Below are 17,158 nucleotides of genomic sequence, written 5' to 3'. Positions count from 1 at the left end.
CTTTCAGACCCAGCGCAAAATGCGCAACATGGCCGCCATGCTCGAACATATCCCGACCCATGTCATCGGCGGCCCGCTTGGCGCCGGCAAAACCAGCCTGATCCGCCACCTGCTCGATCAGAAGCCCGCCGACGAACGCTGGGCCGTATTGATCAACGAGTTCGGCCAGATCGGCCTGGACGCCGCGTTGCTTAAGACCGAAGCAGACGGTATCAGTCTGGCGGAGATCCCCGGCGGCTGCCTGTGCTGCGTCAACGGCGTGCCGTTCCAGGTTGGCCTGGCGCGCCTGCTGCGCCAGGCGAAACCAGACCGCTTGCTGATCGAGCCCTCCGGCCTGGGTCACCCGGCGGAACTGCTGCGTCAGCTCGGCCAGTCGCCATGGCAGAGCGTGCTGAGCATCCAGCCGAGCGTGCTCGTGCTGGATGCCGCCGCCCTCAGCCGCGGCGAAGCCCTGCCCGACAGCCAGCGGCAGGCCCTGACGCAAGCCGGACTGCTGTTGATGAACAAGAGCGAACTACTGGACGCATCCGCCCGAACACGACTGGCCGAGCAACTGCCCGAGCAAACGCTTTACTGGACCACGCAAGGCCAGTTGCCCCTGGAACGGCTTCCCGGTATCGGCGCACGCGCCAGTGAATCAGCACGCGCGACCACCCTGCCCAGCGGGTCGGCGACGCTGGCGCAGGTTTGGCTCGATCCGCGCCAGCCGATCTGCCAGGTTCAGGTGACAGCGGAGTACTGGAGCATCGGCTGGCGCTGGCACCCGAGCCAGCGTTTCGATCTCGACCAGCTCTCGCAATGGCTGGCGCGCTGGCCCTGGCGTCGCGCCAAACTGGTGGTCCACGGCCGCAGCGGCTGGCAGTCAGCCAATGCACTGGATGGTCAGGTGCTGGTCTTCAGGAGCAGCGAGTGGCGGCGGGATTCGAGGATAGAGCTGATCTTCAGCGAACCGCAGTCGCAGGCGGAATTGCAACAGGGCATGACGGCGTGTCGTATCGACGACTGACCCGTCAATCGCGGGGGCGGCGCCAGTCGTCCAGCTGGATCACCCGCCCCGGCTCGTCGGCGGGCTGGAACGGGTGTGCCGCCAGCTCGATACGGCCGACCTGGGCACCGAACATGACGATGGTACCGGGGTGCCGCTGCTCACCGGTGACCGTGAACTCGAACCCGTAGATGCGGGCAAGCCGGCGCTGGCCGCGTGCATCCGGCAACAGGGTCAGCTTGCGAAACGCCACATTACCGTCGAGCAGTTCCACATCGAGCTTCTGACAATGTCGCCGCACTGCCTGCAGGGCACGCTCGCGAATGCCATGGGAATGCCAGAGCCAGGCGGCCGCGGCTGCCAGCAACATGAACAGGAAGAGATTGCTAAGAGTCAGCATGAAGTAAGGCAAAGTGACCGGCGGGTACACAGCTTAGCAGGCCGCCACGGCGGGGCCGTGTGGACAGCGTCGTACATCCGCTTCAGCTTTCCAGCCAGACGTCGCGCGCCCAGTGCCAGACCGTCTCCCAGGTTTCTTCGGTGAGTTCACCGTCGTCGCCGTCCCACAGGGTGACTTCACCTTCCAGGTCGACCACATAGTAGTCACGCCCGTCCTGGCAGATCGGAATCAGATCGCGCGGCACGCCGGCATCCCAGGCATTGGCGGCGACTTCCGGCAGGTAGGTGTGCGATTGCGGATCGGTGGCGGTGACCGGCTCCAGGCGCCCGTAGATCACATCGCTGACCTGAAGCAGGAACTCGCGCAGGCCGAACGGGAGGTTGATCAACAGCTGTTCCTCGATCTCCACCAAGAGATCGTCGTCGGGCAGTTCCAGCGGTACCGGCACCGGCTCGTTGAGCTCGCGCAGCTGTTCGATGACTTCTTCCACATCCACCTCCTGTCGTATGCCCCCCAGGCAAGGCCCCGTTTATACAGCCCGCCGGATTGGCGAGCCAGTTCTGTCGCGTTAAAGTGCATGGCTTAGCGAAACGCTCGGTTAATACATTCACGGCGACTTGCCCGTTTCAATACGCACAATTGCAGAAATTAGGTAGCAATTTGCATTGGTGCCTGCCAAACACATCTGGTCCGCTCGGACCTGAACAAGGACACGCAATGACCACTACCGAAGCCCAGGAGTTGCTCCAGGCCATCGATCGATGCGCCGACGAACCAATCCATATCCCCGGTAGCATCCAGCCCCATGGTTTCCTGCTGGTGGTCAGCGAGCCCGAGCTACGTGTGCAGCAGGCCAGTGAAAACGTTCAGCACTGGCTCGGAATCGACGCCCGCTCGCTGGTCGGCCAGCCTCTGTCGAACCTGCTACCCACCGCACGCATCGAAGCCGGTCTCACGGCACTGAGCGAAGACGACCACAATCCCTTCCACCTGAGCGATGTGAGCATCGGTCTCACCGGTGTCCCCGGCCAGGCGTTCGCCCTGCTCGGCCATCGCCATCGCGGCCAGCTGATCCTCGAATTCGAACGCGCGGAAACCTCCGGCCAGGCCTATGACACCCTCTACCCGCTGATGCGCACCTTCGTCGCCCAGCTACAGGACAGCCGCGAGCTGGAAGCGCTCTGCCAACTGGCGGTTCGGGAGGTCAAGCGCATCACCGGCTTCGGTCGCGTCAAGGCCTATCGCTTCGATGCCGAAGACAATGGCGTAGTGCTGGCAGAGGTCGCCGACCCCGGCTATCCAAGCTATCTCGGGCTGTGCTTCCCGGCTGCCGACATCCCGCAGCAGGCGCGCCGGCTGTATCGTGAAAACCTGATCCGGGTGATTCAGGACGCCAACTATCAACCCTCGCCCCTGGTGCCGGCGCTCAACCCGATCTCCGGCGCGCCGCTCGACCTGAGCTTCGCCGCACTGCGCAGCGTTTCCCCGGTGCATCTGCAGTACATGCGCAACATGGGCACGCTGGCGTCGATGTCGATCTCCATCGTCATTCGCGACCGCCTCTGGGGGCTGATCTCCTGCCATGATGCCGAACCGCGTGCGGTCAGCTACCAGACCCGCACCGCCTGCGAGCTGCTCGGACGCATCCTTTCGCTGCAAATCGAGGCGCGGGAAAGCGAGATCGTTGCTCAGCGCAAGCTGGAACTGCGTCACCAGATCGTCCACCTGCTCGCGGCGATGGCCGATCGCGACAGCGTGGTCGAGGGTTTCCGCCACTTCCCCGAGGTGGTGCTGGGGTTCGCCGGTGCCGATGGCGCGGCGATCATTTCCGCCGACAAGTGCGAAACCGTCGGCGACACACCGGACCATGAACAGATCCTGCAGCTGGCGCGGTGGCTGGGCGAACGGCGCGACGAACTGGTCTTCCACAGTGACTGCATCAGCCGCGACATTCCCGACATGCCGGCGCTCGGCGAGCACTGTGCCGGGGTCATGGCCATCTCCATCTCGCGCCTGCACGCGCACTATCTGATCTGGTTTCGCCACGAGCAGATCAAGACCGTCAACTGGGCCGGTCAGCCGGAAAAACAGATCGACCGTCAGAGTGGTGCGCTCACTCCGCGACACAGCTTCGAACAATGGCAGGAAACCCTGCGCGGCTATGCACAGCCCTGGGATCAGGTGGTGATCGAGGGCGCGCTGGAACTGCGCAATGCGGTGCTCGGGATTGTCTTGCGCAAAGCCGAGGAGATGGCCCAGCTGGCCGGCGAGTTGCGCGCCAGCAACAAGGAGCTGGAGGCCTTCTCCTACAGCGTTTCCCACGACCTGCGCGCTCCGCTGCGGCATATCGCCGGCTACACCGAGCTGCTCAGCGAGATGGAGAGCAAGCAACTGAGCGAACGTGGGATGCGCTTTCTCGACAACATCGCCGACGCCGCACGCTTCGCCGGCACGCTGGTGGACAACCTGCTGAGCTTCTCGCAGATGGGCCGTTCGGCGTTGCGCCTGTCGGATGTCGACCTCGGTGCATTGGTCGCCTCGATTCGCGAGGAGCTGGCGCCTGACTGCGAAGGTCGCCAGATCGAATGGCACCTGCTGCCGATGCCGATCGTAGTCGCCGATGCCGCCTTCATTCACATGGTGCTGCGCAACCTGATCGACAACGCGGTCAAGTACAGCCGCACCCGGGAGGTGGCCGTCATCGAGGTGGGTGCCGAACAGCGCGCCGGCGAAGTGGTCGTCTATGTGCGCGACAACGGCGTCGGCTTCGACATGCAGTACTCGAGCAAGCTGTTCGGCGTGTTCCAGCGCCTGCACCGCATGGAGGAGTTCGAAGGTATCGGCATCGGCCTGGCGAGCGTGCGCCGCATCATCGAGCGCCACGACGGCCAGGTCTGGGCCGAAGGCCAGCTGGACAAGGGCGCCACGTTCTACTTCTCACTCCCAAAACTGTCCTATACATCGTCCCTCCTGGACCGAGACATCTGATGCTGAAACCAATACTGCTGGTCGAAGACAACCCCCACGACCTGGAACTCACCCTGATCGCGCTGGAGCGCAGTCAGCTGGCCAATGAGGTGGTGATCATGCGTGACGGCGCCGAGGCGCTGAACTACCTGCAGCGCACCGGCGCTTACGCCGATCGCGCCGATGGCAATCCGGCAGTGCTGCTACTCGATCTGAAGCTGCCCAAGGTCGACGGCCTGGAAGTGCTCAAGACCGTACGCGAGACCGCCGAGCTGCGCAGCATTCCAGTGGTCATGCTGACCTCTTCGCGGGAAGAACCCGACCTGATGAAAGCCTACGAGCTCGGGGTGAACGCTTACGTCGTCAAACCGGTCGAATTCAAGGATTTTGTCGCCGCAATCTCCGACCTCGGCATCTTCTGGGCCGTGCTCAACGAGCCGCCACCCGGTTCGCTGCGTCTCAAGCGCGCGCGCAACAAAGACGAAAAGAACTGAACGAGCATTGCCGGCCCGTGCCTGGCGGGCCGTTTCGATGATTCCTGCTTCCTCGACAGGTTGGATATGCCAGCGTCAAAGAACATCAGCGTCCTGTTCATCGAGGACAGCCCGCACGACGCCGAACTTGCCCAGTTGGCGCTGGAGCGCAGTGGCTACACCCTGCACACTGAGCTGGTATATGACCGGGCCGGTGTGGTCGAAGCCCTGCAACGACGCGAATTCGACCTGATCCTGGCTGACTTCATCCTGCCCGGCTTCTCCGGTAGCCAGGCGCTGCAGGAAGCGCGTCGGCTCGCGCCTCAGACCCCCTTCATCTTTCTGTCCGGTGTGTTCGGCGAAGAGCATGCGGTCAACATGATGCGCTCCGGCGCGGTCGACTACGTGCTCAAGCAGAACCTCGGCTTCCTGCCCAAGGCCGTGGAACGCGCGATGGGCGAGGTCAACGAGCGCCGGCGCCGGCTGCAGGCCGAGCAGGCGCTGCGCGAGGTCGAGGTACGCGCGCGCCTGGCTATCGATGCGGCACGGCTGGGCATGTGGGACTACGAACCGCAAAGCGGCACGCTGATCTGGGACGAGCGCTGCCGCGCGATGATGGGAATCACTGCCGAGACGCCGGTCGACATGCCGCTGTTCGAGCGGCTCTGCCATCCGGACGACCGCGAACGGATGCGCGAGCAGGTTGCCCGCGCCATTTCCGGTAGCGACGCCGGCCAATTCAGCACCACCTATCGCGTGCTCTTCGAGGACGGGCGCATGCGCTGGATGGAAACCCGCGGCCAGGCGTTTTTCGACGGCGAGCGCTGTACGCGCTTCGTTGGCGTGCTGATGGACATCACCGAGCAGCAGCTGGCGACCCAGACGCTGCGGCAGATGAACGAAACCCTCGGTGAGCGCGTTCAGGAACGCACCCGAGAGCGCGATCGCACCTGGGAGCTGTCGCGCGATCTGCTCGCCGTGACCCATACGGACATGATGCCGGTCGCGCTGAATCCGATGTGGGAACAGGCCTTCGACTGGCCGCTGGAGCAGCTGATGGAGCATCCGCTGACCCGCCTGGTACACCCGGACGACCTGCAGGCGACGCTGGAAGAGACCGCGCGAGTGGGCCGTGGCAAGGTCACCACCCGCTTCGTCAATCGCATGCGCCACCGCGACGGCAGCTACCGCTGGCTGTCCTGGTCGGCCGTGGCCGATGGCGGCCGTATCTACTCGGCAGCACGCGACATCACCAGCGAAATCGCCGCGGTCGACAAACTGGCCGATGCCAACCGCGAGCTGCGCGCGCAGATCCAGGAGCGCGAGCGTGTCGAGGCCACACTGCAGCAGATGCAGCGCCTGGAAGCCGTCGGCCAGCTGACCGCCGGCGTCGCCCACGACTTCAACAACCTGTTGACCGTGATCCTCACCAGCGCCAGCTTCCTGCAAAACGACCTGCAGAACGGCGCGCCGCTGGAGCGCAGCCTGCGTCGACTGCAGTACATCCGCGAGTCGGGCGAGCGCGGCGCCACCCTGACCAGCCAGTTGCTGGCCTTCGCCCGGCGCCAGCAGCTGGCACCCACCGCCATCGACCTCAACGACACCCTGGTCAACCTGCTCAGCCTGCTCAAGAGCACCCTGGGTGGCAGCGTCAGCATCGAGACGGACACCCAGGCGGACATCTGGCACGCTCTGGTGGACCCGACCCAGATCGAGATGATCATCCTCAACCTGGCAATCAACGCCCGCGACGCAATGGCTGATAGCGGCCGGCTGACGCTGGGTACACGCAACGTGGTGATCGACCAGCCGGCGCAGCGCGCCGAAGACCCGAGCCCCGGTGAGTATGTGATGCTGTCGGTCGCCGACACCGGGTCCGGCATGAGCGAAGCCGTGCTGAGCAAGGCGTTCGAGCCCTTTTTCACTACCAAGGAAGTCGGCAAGGGCTCAGGCCTCGGGCTGGCGCAGGTTTTCGGTTTCGCCAAGCAATCCGGTGGCGGTGCCCGTATCGAAAGCCGCGAGGGCGTGGGTACCACGGTCAAGGTATTCCTGCCGCGCACCGCGGCACCGCAGCAGCTGGAGCCGATCCTGGCGGTGAGCGCCGGGACGCGCGAGGACAATGCACAGCACAGCATCCTGCTGGTGGACGACGATTCCAGCGTGCGTGAGGTGACCGCGCTGATGCTGCAGGACCTCGGCTTCGCAGTGACCGAGGCGGACAGCGGCGACCATGCCTTGCAGCTGCTGGCCGATGAGATCGAGGTCGATCTGCTGCTGGCCGATTTCGCCATGCCCGGCATGAACGGCGGCGAACTGGCCCGTGCCGTGCGCACGCGCTACCCCGAGCTGCCGGTGATTTTCGTGACCGGTTACGCCGAGCTGTGCGAACTGGGTCTGGCCGGCTACTCGATCATCCAGAAACCGTTCCGCGAGGAACAACTGGCGAGCAAGATTCATCTGGCTTTGAACGAAGGCAGCCTGACCGATGGCTGAGCTGCGCGCACGCCTCAGACAGGCTACGGCGCCACTGCATGAGCAAGTAGATGCCGCCTTCTCGGATTTCAACCTCGAGCAGCCAGACGATTATCGTCGCTTCCTGCGTGCCCACAGCCGGGTCCTCAGCGCCGCGGAGATCGCGCTGGAGCGCGCCGGTTTCGCCGCTTTGCTCGACGACTGGCCGATGCGGGTGCGCCGTCATGCCTTATGGGCCGATCTGGCCGAACTGGAATGCCCGTCTCCAGCAGCGCTGTCGATACCGTCATTGAACGATTTCGCCAGCTGCTGGGGCGTCGCCTACGTGCTGGAAGGGTCACGCCTGGGTGGCCGCGTGCTCGCACGGCGTGTACGTCAGGCCAACCAGACCGTCCCCATTCGTTACCTCGAGCATGGTGAGGTCACCAGGCTCTGGCCGGCCTTCCTCGCCCGTCTCGAACAGCATACTGCCAGTTACGCCTGGGAACCGATGCTGCTCGCCGCCGAACAGACGTTCGCGCTGTTCGCCGAAGCTGCCGCGCTGGAACACGACTGCGAATACGGCTGAAAGGACAAAGGCCCCGCAGGGCCTTTGCTTTACACAACAACAACACACGCTGGATGCCCAGAATATAGTTTGACATAGAGGGCCGCAAAATCCGCAAGCTTCAGCGCTATGGCATGCCGCAACAACGGAAATATAGTTCGACACAGCCTAACGCGTCCGCCGGAAAAGCCCCACCGCAGCCAGGAATAAAGTCTGACACCGCCGCCCTGGCTCGGCTTATTTTGCCTACTCCGCCAACTTCCTGAGCGACACCGAGCATGGCGTGATCATGTAAGTGGAAACGACTCCGGTGCATCGTACTGCCGCAGTCGACTCGACCAGAACGATGGTCGAGTGTTTCGAAGCGCAGTTCGATCTAACGCCGGAACGCCTCATTGGCTATGCCGCCTATGCGGTGCAATCCGCCTAAAGAGGTGCGTTCACGGGCCGCGGTTTGAGCTTTAGGGAAAATCCCTCCTCGCTTTTCTCCACTATCAGCTCATCTCCCAGCGTCCAACCGAGTTTCGCAAGTAACTCAGATGGAAGCTCAACGATTACGTCTCCGCTGCCGTCTCCCGGATCTTGGCAGACAACTCGCCAGCTGTTAGGTGTGTCCATGACGCCACCCTCCTTACAGAAGCTAAAGTCAGAAGCATGGCGGAGACGCCTTACCATAGCGCACACCCATGTCGTAGATTCCCCCTATTTGGAGGCTAAACCATGACAGAGCCCAGCGACCACGAAATTGGCCATCCCGAGGGATTGATTCCTGCGCTCGCAGCCAGCGCCACGCATGCTGCTTACCTGCGTGCAGTTCAGGCAGGCCGTACGCTGATAATGGCGAGGGATGGATGGCTCGTTCGAATTGATCCGGACGGCTCAGAGACGCGGCTTCGCGCCTTACCCATGAAGCATAAGGTAACGGCGGGGAGCGTCTTTCATTTTAGCGCGCAATTGCGGAGCTAGGGCTGCCCAACGCGGATACGACTGCCTCACGAAAGTGGCGGGCGCAGGCAGTACCGCCAAGATCTTGAGGCGGTGAGTGCGGCAAGCTTAATCCGTACAATGCCGCTTCGTTTGCTCTGTGTAGCCCGATGAAGCACCCGATGGTGGCAATCACCGAGGCCACGCCAGGTCGCCTGGATCGAAGTAGCTGCTACAGGTAGCAGACGTGATCGACACGAAGCCTGATTTGCGTGGCTGTCCATTCGCATCGCTTGGCCTGCCGTCCGAGAATGGATTCCCGCGGCAGTTATTTGGAATCTGCGGTGCTGCTCGACCTGGCTTGTTAGCTGGCGTAAACCAAGATCCATCACGGCGACCAGATGAAGACCGGTGGAATTAGGAGGCGATGCGAATGCCGCACGCCGAGTACTTCTGGTTAAGCGCCAGATCGATTTCGGCAACGTACTTCACGTGCGCCATGCTGCACGGCACATCTATCAGGCGATGCAACGTCTTCTCTATTTTAGCCTGGGGCCTTTTGGTTGTTGACGATACCGTCGATGGGAATCGCGCCTGCACAGTCAGCAGCGACACCGTTTCGCCTCCAAGATCTATGGCTCCATTAGCGTCGCGAATGACTGATGGAGGATGCGAATCGGTGTCGGAGTCGATGCGATTACCCACCGGCCGGACGATCAGGGCGGATTCGAACAAATCGATGCTCGAATCCGCATCATTTAGCAAGCCGAACGGGCCAGGCCACGCTGTTTCACGAGCGTATAGATCGCCGGAATAACAACCAGCGTAAGAATCGTCGAAGAAACCATGCCGCCCACCATCGGCGCGGCGATGCGCCTCATCACCTCCGATCCGGTACCGGTGCCCCACATGATTGGCAACAGACCGGCCATGATGGCAACCACAGTCATTATCTTCGGCCGCACTCGATCCACCGCGCCAATTATCACTGCCTGGTAAAGGTCATCCACCGTCAGCTTTTCACCGGCAGCCTCCCGCTCTGCTCGACGCTCATCGAGCGCGTGGTCAAGGTAGATCAGCATGATCACGCCTGTCTCCGCGGCAACGCCAGCCAGAGCAATGAAACCCACCGCTACTGCAACGGAGAAGTTGTAGCCCAACGCCCACATCAGCCAAACGCCACCTACCAGCGAGAATGGCACTGAGAGCATGACGATCAGCGTCTCGGTAAGCCGCCGGAAGTTCAGATACAACAGGAGGAAGATCACCACCAGCGTCAACGGCACTACGATTTTCAGCCGCTCGGCCGCTCTCTCCATGTACTCAAACTGGCCGCTCCAGGTGACATAATACCCAGGCGGGAAACTCACTTGCTCCTGTACAGCTTGCTGCGCCTCGCGCACGTAGCTACCGATATCCCTATCACGAATATCCACGTAGATATAGGCCGATAGCAATGCGTTCTCAGTGCGGATGCTCGGCGCGCCCTTAGTGATGCTGATGTCCGTAAGCTGGCCGAGTGGTATCTGTGCACCGCTCGGCGTCGGCACTAGCACTTCAGTGCCGATCCGTTGGGGATCGGAACGCAGCTCTCGCGGATAGCGCACATTGACGCCGAATCGCTCCCGCCCTTCGACAGTGGTGGTCACAAGCTCGCCGCCAAGGGCGGTGCTAATCACCGTTTGCACTTCCCCTACCGTCAAGCCGTAGCGGGCCAAGGCGTCATAGTCGGGCGAAATGTCGAGGTAGAAGCCGCCTGTAATACGTTCGGCAAACGCGCTGGTGGTGCCGGGCACTGCCTGCACAACCGCTTCAATCTGAGTTGCTAGCCGCTCGATCCCGGCGAGGTCCATGCCAAATACCTTGATGCCAATGGGCGTTCGAATGCCGGTGGAGAGCATGTCCAAGCGCCCTTGGATGGGCATAGTCCAGCTATTTGCCACGCCCGGAAATTTCAGCGCGTCGTTCATCTCGGCGATGAGCTTGTCCACCGTCATTCCTGGCCGCCACTCTTTCTCCGGTTTGAGGTTAACCACCGTCTCGAACATTTCCACCGGCGCCGGGTCGGTGGCCGTGGCCGCGCGGCCCGCCTTGCCAAACACCGAGGCCACCTCTGGGAAGCTCTTGATGATCCGGTCCTGCGTTTGCATGAGCTCAGCGGCCTTGGTAATAGACATACCAGGAAGCGAGGCTGGCATATACAGCAGCGTGCCCTCGTTGAGTCGCGGCATGAACTCGCTACCGAGCTGCCGCGCCGGCAAAATGCTAACGACCAAAACCACCAGCGCTACAACGATTGTCATCACCTTCCAACGCAGCACACCTTGGATGATCGGGCGGTAGACCCATATCAGAAAGCGGTTCACCGGGTTCTTGTGCTCGGGGATTATCCGCCCTCGCACGAACAGCAGCATCAGCACCGGCACCAGGGTCACTGATAGCAGCGCCGCAGCGCCCATAGCGAAGGTCTTGGTGAGCGCCAGCGGCGAGAACATCCTCCCCTCCTGCGACTCCAGCGTGAACACCGGTAGGAAGGAGACTGTGATGATCAGCAGCGAGAAGAACAGCGCAGGGCCTACCTCCCGACAGGCCTCGATTATAATATGTACACGCGGCTTCTCCGGCGGCGCTCGCTCCAGGTGCTTGTGGGCGTTCTCGATCATCACAATAGCTGCGTCCACCATCGCACCGATGGCGATCGCGATGCCGCCCAAACTCATGATGTTGGAGTTGAGCCCTAGCCAGCGCATGGCGATGAAGGACATTAGGATGCCAATCGGCAGCATGAGGATGGCCACCAGCGCACTGCGCACGTGCAGAAGAAACACAACGCACACCAGCGCAACGATGATCGACTCTTCAAGAAGCGTGAACTTGAGATTGTCGACAGCGCGCTGGATAAGATCCGAGCGGTCGTACACCGTCTCGATATTCACTCCTTCCGGCAGGCCGGGACGGATCTCCTCTATTTTGGCCTCAAGATTGTCGATCACGGACATAGCATTCTCGCCGTAGCGGGCAACGGCGATGCCGCCGACCACCTCACCCTCTCCATCGAGCTCAACGACGCCGCGACGCTCGTCCGGGCCGAGTTCGACGCGAGCTACATCACGCAGCAGAACCGGAATTCCGCGTGAAGCTTTCAGCACCAGTTTCTCGATGTCCTCTGCACCGCGCAGGTAGCCACGACCGCGCACCATGTACTCGGTCTCGCTCATCTCTACGATGCGGCCACCGACGTCGGCATTGCTGGTACGGATGACTTCAGATATCCGGCTCAACGGGATGTCATAGGCCTGAAGCTTCTGCGGGTCAACGGTGACCTGGTACTGCTGGACAAAGCCTCCGATGCTCGCAATCTCGGATATGCCTTCGGCCTTGGTGAGCTGATAGCGCACGAACCAGTCTTGCAGGGTGCGTAGCTCAGCAAGGGTATGACGTGTGCTGGTCAAGGCGTATTGGTAGACCCAGCCCACACCTGTGGCATCTGGCCCTAACGCGGGTGTCACCCCCGCTGGCAGGTTCTTCGAAGCGAAGTTGAGGTACTCCAGCACCCGCGAGCGGGCCCAATAGATGTCGGTACCGTCCTCGAAGATGACATAGACGAAGGAGGCACCGAAAAACGAGAAGCCTCGCACCACCTTGGAGTTGGGCACCGATAGCAGCGCCGTGGTAAGCGGATAGGTGACCTGATCCTCTACCACCTGCGGGGCCTGCCCAGGATATTCGGTGTACACAATCACCTGCACGTCGGATAGGTCCGGCAGTGCGTCCAGTGGGGTTTTCATTACCGCGTAGATGCCGGCGCCGATGATAATCAGCGTGGCGAGCAACACAAGGAAGACGTTGCGCACCGACCATTCAATGATTTTGGCAAGCATGCTTAATGCCCTCCATGGGAATGGCCGCCGTCCGGCATCACATGATCTGGGTGACTCCCAGACTCAGCGTCGCTACCGTGGCCCGCATCCACCTCACCCGCCGGCTTATGAAGCTCGTTGCTCTCGTAACTGCCGCTATCACTGTGATCGTCGTGTCCAGCATGACGATGAAGTGCATCGGCATTGCCTGGCGCGGCGGGACCGTCAGGCCCGACGGCGGCTCCATGGGCATGGGGATCCGCTTCTGCAGTCGAAGCCGACTTCCCACTCATGCCGCTTAGCGCTGCCTTTAGGTTGCTCTCGGCGTCTATCAGGAAGTTGGCGCGCGTGACTACTGACTCGCCCTCCCCCAGCCCTTCCAACACCTCAAGGTAGCCGTCGGCACGCCTGCCTGTGCGCAGTTCGCGCGGCTCAAAGCGACCTTCGCCCAGGGCAACCAGCGCAATCCGGCGAGTACCGCTGTCGATTACCGCCGAGTCAGGCACTGCGAGCACCGGCGCCTGCTCACCTGCTGCGAGCTGAGCGGTGCCGAACATAGCCGGCTTAAGCAGGCCGTCGGGATTGGTTAGCTCGATGCGAACCCTGGCGGTGCGAGTCTCCGGCGACAGATCGGGATAAACGAAGGTTACCTCGCCCCTAAAGCGCCGGTCGGGATAGGCGCTTACCGTAAGCTGCGCCTTCTGCCCAAGCTGAACTAACGCCAGATCCTGCTCGAAAACCTCAGCGATAAGCCAGACGGTATCGAGATCCGCGATTCGGTAGAGGGCATCCCCTGGCTGAAAGCGCATACCTTCAACCGATGGCTTATCCAATACCACGCCATCCACGGGCGCGGCGATCGTCAAAGTGCGAGTTACCTTGCCAGTACGACGCAACCGTTCAAGCTGTGCTTCCCCGATATCCCAATTGCGTAGCCGCTCAAGGGCAGAATAGGAGAGGGAGGCGAGCCCCTTTTGCGCGGCCGCGCTGCCGCCGGCAAGACTTTGCTGCCCGGCATTGGCGATCAGGAACTCCTGCTGCGCCGACACCAGCTCGGGGCTGTAGACCTCCATAAGTGGCTGGCCTTTGCGAACCGGCTCACCGGTCGTGTTGACGTAGAGCTTTTCGATCCAACCCTCAAACTTGGGCGCCAAGGTGTATTGGCCGCGCTCGTCGACCTGCACCGTACCGACTGCACGCACTGTACGGGTGAGCACGCGGCGCTCAACTGGCGAAGACAGTACACCCAGCAACTGCACCTTCTCAGGGCTGATTACAACGGTGTTTCCCGATTCATCACCCTCATAAACGGGGATGTACTCCATACCCATGGAGTCCTTCTTCGGCACCGGGGAGGTGTCCGGCAGTCCCATGGGATTGCGGTAGTACAGGATCTTGCGCTCGCCCTGCGCGGCAGCAGGCCCCTTGTCGGCGTAGACCGGGATGTAGTCCATCCCCATCGGATCCTTCTTGGGCACTGGCGACGTGTCGGGCAGCCCCATGGGGTTGCGGTAGTACAGAACCTTGCGCTCTTGTGGGGCGGTGCTTCCAGCTACCTCCGAGGAGCCTGTCCTTTGCGCCACCATGTAGCCACCACCGAAGCCGGCGATTGCCGTCGCAAGGGCGAGCGCACCTGCGCCGAAAATCATGCTGCGATTCATAGTTCTGCTCCGACAAGACGTTCCAATTCCACCACTTGGACTCGTTGCTCCAGCGCCAGCGAGAGCAGCGACAGCCTCAGCTGGCGAATCTGTCGCTGGGCATCAAGCAAGGTCGCGAAATCGACGTTGCCGGTCTGATAGCTGGCGAGCGCCGATTGATAGGTGAGCTCCGCCTGCGGCAGGAGCGTTCTGTCAATCAGTTCGTGCTGTCGAAAGGCTGTCTCCAACGCCGACCACGCTTCACCTACGCTGCCCGCGAGACGGCTGTTGACCGCCTCGCGACGAGCCTCGGCGGCGTAGCGCAAGGAAACGGCCTCGCGCTGCTCTGCGCTGCGGCGTTTGCCCCACAGCGGGATATTCATCTCCAGCATCAACTCGAACTCTTCGGCCCGGTTACCCATCTGGACGACGGCAGTGCCGACGGTGATATCCGGAATCCAGTTTCGGCTGGCAAGCGCCTCAGCACGCTGGGCCTCTTGAATTCGTGCATTGAGCTCAGCCAGTTGAGGATTGCCACCGAAGATACGAGCCTGCAGCTCAGCCAAGGTCGGCACTGATGCAGGCAGAGCAGGCCAACCGGCGGGCTCCGCCAGCGGCGAGTTCGCAGGGCGCGCCAAGATGCCGTTCAACCGCGCCGCCGTGCCGCGTCGGTCGCGTTCCAGCGTCAGCAGCTCGCTCTGCAGACTGGTGTGCTCGGTCTGAGCCTTGATCACGTCCTGTTGCGGCGCAAGCCCCACTCTGTAGCGAGCTTGGGCAATACTCTCAAGCTCATCCACCAGCGCCCGCAGCTCCTCGGTGACCTGGATGGCTGCGTGGGCATACTGGTATTCGTTGAAGGCAAGCTTGACGAGACTCCTGAGCTCGACTCGGCTCAGGCGCTCGCGGGCCGCTGCCTGCTCGGCGCCCGCCTCTGCGATCTCGCGAGCAAGCCCCCGCTTGCCGCCAATAGGAAAAGTCTGACGGAACGCGTAACGTGTGCTGCCAACGCCGCTGGGCGATAGGCTCGGGTCGTCGCGGGCGATGCCCATTTCCTCAAAAGTGAGCATCGGGTCCGGGAGCGCACCGGCTACATCGGGACGCTCCCAGGCGGCCTGCCTCTCATGCCCGACAGCCCGGAGCTCTGGGCTCTGCCGTTCAAGCAGGTCTAGCAGCGGAGGCAACGTGGCGCCAAGCTCGGCTGACCCTGGCGAAGCCTGCGCGCCGCTGCTCAGAGCAAGGCCTAGGATGACGGGTGCTAGCAGCCCCCAACTGCGGACGGGCAGCGGCTGAACGATCCAGTTCATAGAATCTCCTTACTGCAGTGCCGGTCCCGTTGATTGCAGCAACGACAACTAGAATATTCGAGGACTTCGGCTTGCGCACCACGCCAGTCATGAGCGGAGAGCGGAAACGGGTGTGCCGACCAGGCGCGATATTTGATCAAGTCATTCATCATGTTTAACTCCGAAGCACGCAAATTTCGGCACAAGGGAAAGCTTGGACCCGTTTATGAGCGAGCCTCGAATAGTTCGTAAATATTGTTTGGCTTTATTGCAGATCAGACCTGTCGTTTATATAACCTAAACTTTACATTTATGTCAGTTACCTAAACTAACATATTTTCAGCGTACTACTCGCAAAACACCTGCTATCTCCGCCGCCGCAAACCACAAATAATCTGCTACCTCCTCTTCAAAATCAATACAACTATTTCACCAACAAACGTGAAAATGTAATGCACAAGTAAGGTTTACGACAGCTTCTTCTCCGTAGGCTATTAGTAATAGCCTGATCTGTAAGGTAGTTTTTCCTACGCCCACAGCCAAAGTCAGAAAAACAACCATTAGGAGGTTGTCATGAGACCGCACCGACGCACACCCCTCGCTCCAATTTGCTTCGTGGGAATACTCCTCGCTGGGACGACGCTCGCTGATGACGACATGCACAACAAGAACGCCATGCCTAGCCCAATTGGACAGCAGCCCACCAGCACGCCATCGGCGCACGCTACCGATCCGAAGTCCTCTGCTCCTCAGAATACGCTTGCAACGCCCGATGCCATGGCCACGCACATGGAGGAGATGGCAGCCATGATGCGCCAAAAGGGGCAAGCCATGGAGGCCATGGGCCGACAGATGCAGGAAGGCAGCATGCAGATGCATCAACAGGCCATGGCGATGAAGACTGGCGACGCCTCTGCGCATCAGGGCATGGACATGTCTGCCACGATGCAGCACATGCAGCAGATGAATGAGGACATGAAGCACTGCGAGATGCAGATGCAGAGGGTTGACGCCACCATGCAGAAGATGGATTCGAGCATGGGTGGCGGTATGGCTAAGAAGAAGATGGGCCACATGTAGCGGAGGCCGGCGCGGTGCTAACGGAAGACTTCGTACGGTGGAAGCGAGTCGCCGCTGCAGCCACGCTGGCGATGCTGCTAGCTCCCGGAACTGCTGGCGCTCAGTCGGCTGCTGATCTACACGCAGCTTATTTGCAAGGCAAGGTCGGCTACACCACGGCTGCGCAGCTGGTCGCTGCCGGCACGGCATCTGCCCAGGGCGGCGGCTCGATGGGTGGTGTGCCGATGGGCACCACGCCGGCGGCTGGCGTGCCGATGGGCGACGACGATCACGCCGCGCATCACAAGGCCGGAAGCATGGCGGTACCGCAGCCGGCGCCAGCCGATGACACGCCGGTGCAAAGCAGCAGTTCGATGAACGCCACACCGCCGGCTGATGCATCGTCCGGCGATGACGAACACGCCGCGCATCACCCGGACGCGACTGCCAGCATGCCGGCTTCGAGTGATGAATCGATGGGCGGTTCCATGGCCGGCATGATGGACGACATGATGCGCGGCTGCCGCGGAGACGAGTGCGGTCGGGAT

Annotated in this window: 13 protein-coding genes and 2 pseudogenes; 8 read left to right on the top strand and 7 right to left on the bottom strand. The window is 61.7% G+C overall.

What is annotated here, in order from left to right; genetic code table 11:
- Positions 1-19 precede the first annotated feature (19 nt).
- A complete protein-coding gene (locus tag RT582_RS13825) occupies positions 20-1,006 on the top strand; it encodes a CobW family GTP-binding protein (protein WP_313477917.1) in 987 nt (328 codons plus the stop codon).
- Between the two features lie 4 nt (positions 1,007-1,010).
- Here RT582_RS13825 and RT582_RS13820 read toward each other — a convergent pair whose 3' ends face one another.
- Positions 1,011-1,385, bottom strand: coding sequence for a DUF3301 domain-containing protein (locus RT582_RS13820; RefSeq protein WP_102839668.1), 375 nt, complete (start codon positions 1,383-1,385; stop codon positions 1,011-1,013).
- A gap of 82 nt (positions 1,386-1,467) precedes the next feature.
- Positions 1,468-1,875: an SMI1/KNR4 family protein gene (locus RT582_RS13815; RefSeq protein ID WP_102839097.1), complete on the bottom strand. Its 408-nt coding sequence runs from the start codon at positions 1,873-1,875 to the stop codon at positions 1,468-1,470.
- Positions 1,876-2,102: 227 nt separating this feature from the next.
- On the opposite strand from RT582_RS13815, the gene RT582_RS13810 reads away from it, so the two are divergent.
- The 5 genes and pseudogenes from RT582_RS13810 to RT582_RS13790 all read left to right on the top strand — a co-directional run.
- Complete coding sequence (locus RT582_RS13810) at positions 2,103-4,373, top strand: ATP-binding protein (RefSeq protein WP_133455182.1); 2,271 nt, start codon at positions 2,103-2,105, stop codon at positions 4,371-4,373.
- On the top strand, positions 4,373-4,846 hold the full coding sequence (locus RT582_RS13805) for a response regulator (RefSeq protein WP_023446463.1): 474 nt from the start codon (positions 4,373-4,375) through the stop codon (positions 4,844-4,846). Before RT582_RS13810 ends, RT582_RS13805 begins: the two co-directional genes overlap by 1 nt.
- Before the next feature lie 66 nt (positions 4,847-4,912).
- A complete protein-coding gene (locus tag RT582_RS13800; RefSeq protein ID WP_313477909.1) occupies positions 4,913-7,318 on the top strand; it encodes a response regulator in 2,406 nt (801 codons plus the stop codon).
- Positions 7,311-7,865 carry a biliverdin-producing heme oxygenase gene (locus RT582_RS13795; protein ID WP_313477906.1) on the top strand — a complete coding sequence of 185 codons (555 nt, stop codon included), beginning with the start codon at positions 7,311-7,313 and terminating at the stop codon, positions 7,863-7,865. Before RT582_RS13800 ends, RT582_RS13795 begins: the two co-directional genes overlap by 8 nt.
- A gap of 208 nt (positions 7,866-8,073) precedes the next feature.
- A pseudogene (locus RT582_RS13790) lies at positions 8,074-8,256 on the top strand (IS5/IS1182 family transposase); the annotation flags it as partial.
- Positions 8,257-8,270: 14 nt separating this feature from the next.
- Here the strand turns inward: RT582_RS13790 and RT582_RS13785 are convergent.
- From RT582_RS13785 to RT582_RS13765, 5 genes are all read right to left on the bottom strand, one after another.
- Positions 8,271-8,462, bottom strand: a complete 192-nt coding sequence (locus RT582_RS13785) for a hypothetical protein (RefSeq protein WP_020307714.1) — start codon at positions 8,460-8,462, stop codon at positions 8,271-8,273.
- A gap of 723 nt (positions 8,463-9,185) precedes the next feature.
- Positions 9,186-9,503: a hypothetical protein gene (locus RT582_RS13780; protein ID WP_020307713.1), complete on the bottom strand. Its 318-nt coding sequence runs from the start codon at positions 9,501-9,503 to the stop codon at positions 9,186-9,188.
- Positions 9,504-9,526: 23 nt separating this feature from the next.
- Positions 9,527-12,649, bottom strand: coding sequence for an efflux RND transporter permease subunit (locus RT582_RS13775; protein ID WP_011914418.1), 3,123 nt, complete (start codon positions 12,647-12,649; stop codon positions 9,527-9,529).
- Positions 12,650-12,651: 2 nt separating this feature from the next.
- The gene (locus RT582_RS13770; RefSeq protein ID WP_003298499.1) at positions 12,652-14,289 is read right to left on the bottom strand and encodes an efflux RND transporter periplasmic adaptor subunit; all 1,638 of its coding nucleotides are present in this window, start codon (positions 14,287-14,289) and stop codon (positions 12,652-12,654) included.
- Positions 14,286-15,572, bottom strand: coding sequence for a TolC family protein (locus RT582_RS13765; protein ID WP_003296208.1), 1,287 nt, complete (start codon positions 15,570-15,572; stop codon positions 14,286-14,288). Before RT582_RS13765 ends, RT582_RS13770 begins: the two co-directional genes overlap by 4 nt.
- Positions 15,573-16,208: 636 nt before the next feature.
- Here RT582_RS13765 and RT582_RS13760 point away from each other — a divergent pair.
- On the top strand, positions 16,209-16,631 hold the full coding sequence (locus RT582_RS13760) for a hypothetical protein (RefSeq protein WP_169918116.1): 423 nt from the start codon (positions 16,209-16,211) through the stop codon (positions 16,629-16,631).
- Between the two features lie 131 nt (positions 16,632-16,762).
- Positions 16,763-17,158: pseudogene (locus RT582_RS13755) on the top strand (2Fe-2S iron-sulfur cluster-binding protein); the annotation flags it as partial.

This window comes from Stutzerimonas kunmingensis (genome assembly GCF_032106285.1).
In the GTDB taxonomy this organism is placed as follows: Bacteria; Pseudomonadota; Gammaproteobacteria; order Pseudomonadales; family Pseudomonadaceae; genus Stutzerimonas; species Stutzerimonas kunmingensis_B.
The sequence above is the reverse complement of the archived record's forward strand: the minus strand, read 5'-3'. Positions and strand labels throughout refer to the sequence as shown.

Bases quoted from the DNA above. Each gene is read 5' to 3' on its own strand.
- RT582_RS13825 (WP_313477917.1), top strand. From the start codon at position 20: ATGCGCAACATGGCCGCCATGCTCGAACATATCCCGACCCATGTCATC.
- RT582_RS13820 (WP_102839668.1), bottom strand. From the start codon at position 1,385: ATGCTGACTCTTAGCAATCTCTTCCTGTTCATGTTGCTGGCAGCCGCG.
- RT582_RS13810 (WP_133455182.1), top strand. From the start codon at position 2,103: ATGACCACTACCGAAGCCCAGGAGTTGCTCCAGGCCATCGATCGATGC.
- RT582_RS13805 (WP_023446463.1), top strand. From the start codon at position 4,373: ATGCTGAAACCAATACTGCTGGTCGAAGACAACCCCCACGACCTGGAA.
- RT582_RS13800 (WP_313477909.1), top strand. From the start codon at position 4,913: ATGCCAGCGTCAAAGAACATCAGCGTCCTGTTCATCGAGGACAGCCCG.
- RT582_RS13795 (WP_313477906.1), top strand. From the start codon at position 7,311: ATGGCTGAGCTGCGCGCACGCCTCAGACAGGCTACGGCGCCACTGCAT.
- RT582_RS13785 (WP_020307714.1), bottom strand. From the start codon at position 8,462: ATGGACACACCTAACAGCTGGCGAGTTGTCTGCCAAGATCCGGGAGAC.
- RT582_RS13775 (WP_011914418.1), bottom strand. From the start codon at position 12,649: ATGCTTGCCAAAATCATTGAATGGTCGGTGCGCAACGTCTTCCTTGTG.
- RT582_RS13770 (WP_003298499.1), bottom strand. From the start codon at position 14,289: ATGAATCGCAGCATGATTTTCGGCGCAGGTGCGCTCGCCCTTGCGACG.
- RT582_RS13765 (WP_003296208.1), bottom strand. From the start codon at position 15,572: ATGAACTGGATCGTTCAGCCGCTGCCCGTCCGCAGTTGGGGGCTGCTA.
- RT582_RS13760 (WP_169918116.1), top strand. From the start codon at position 16,209: ATGCACAACAAGAACGCCATGCCTAGCCCAATTGGACAGCAGCCCACC.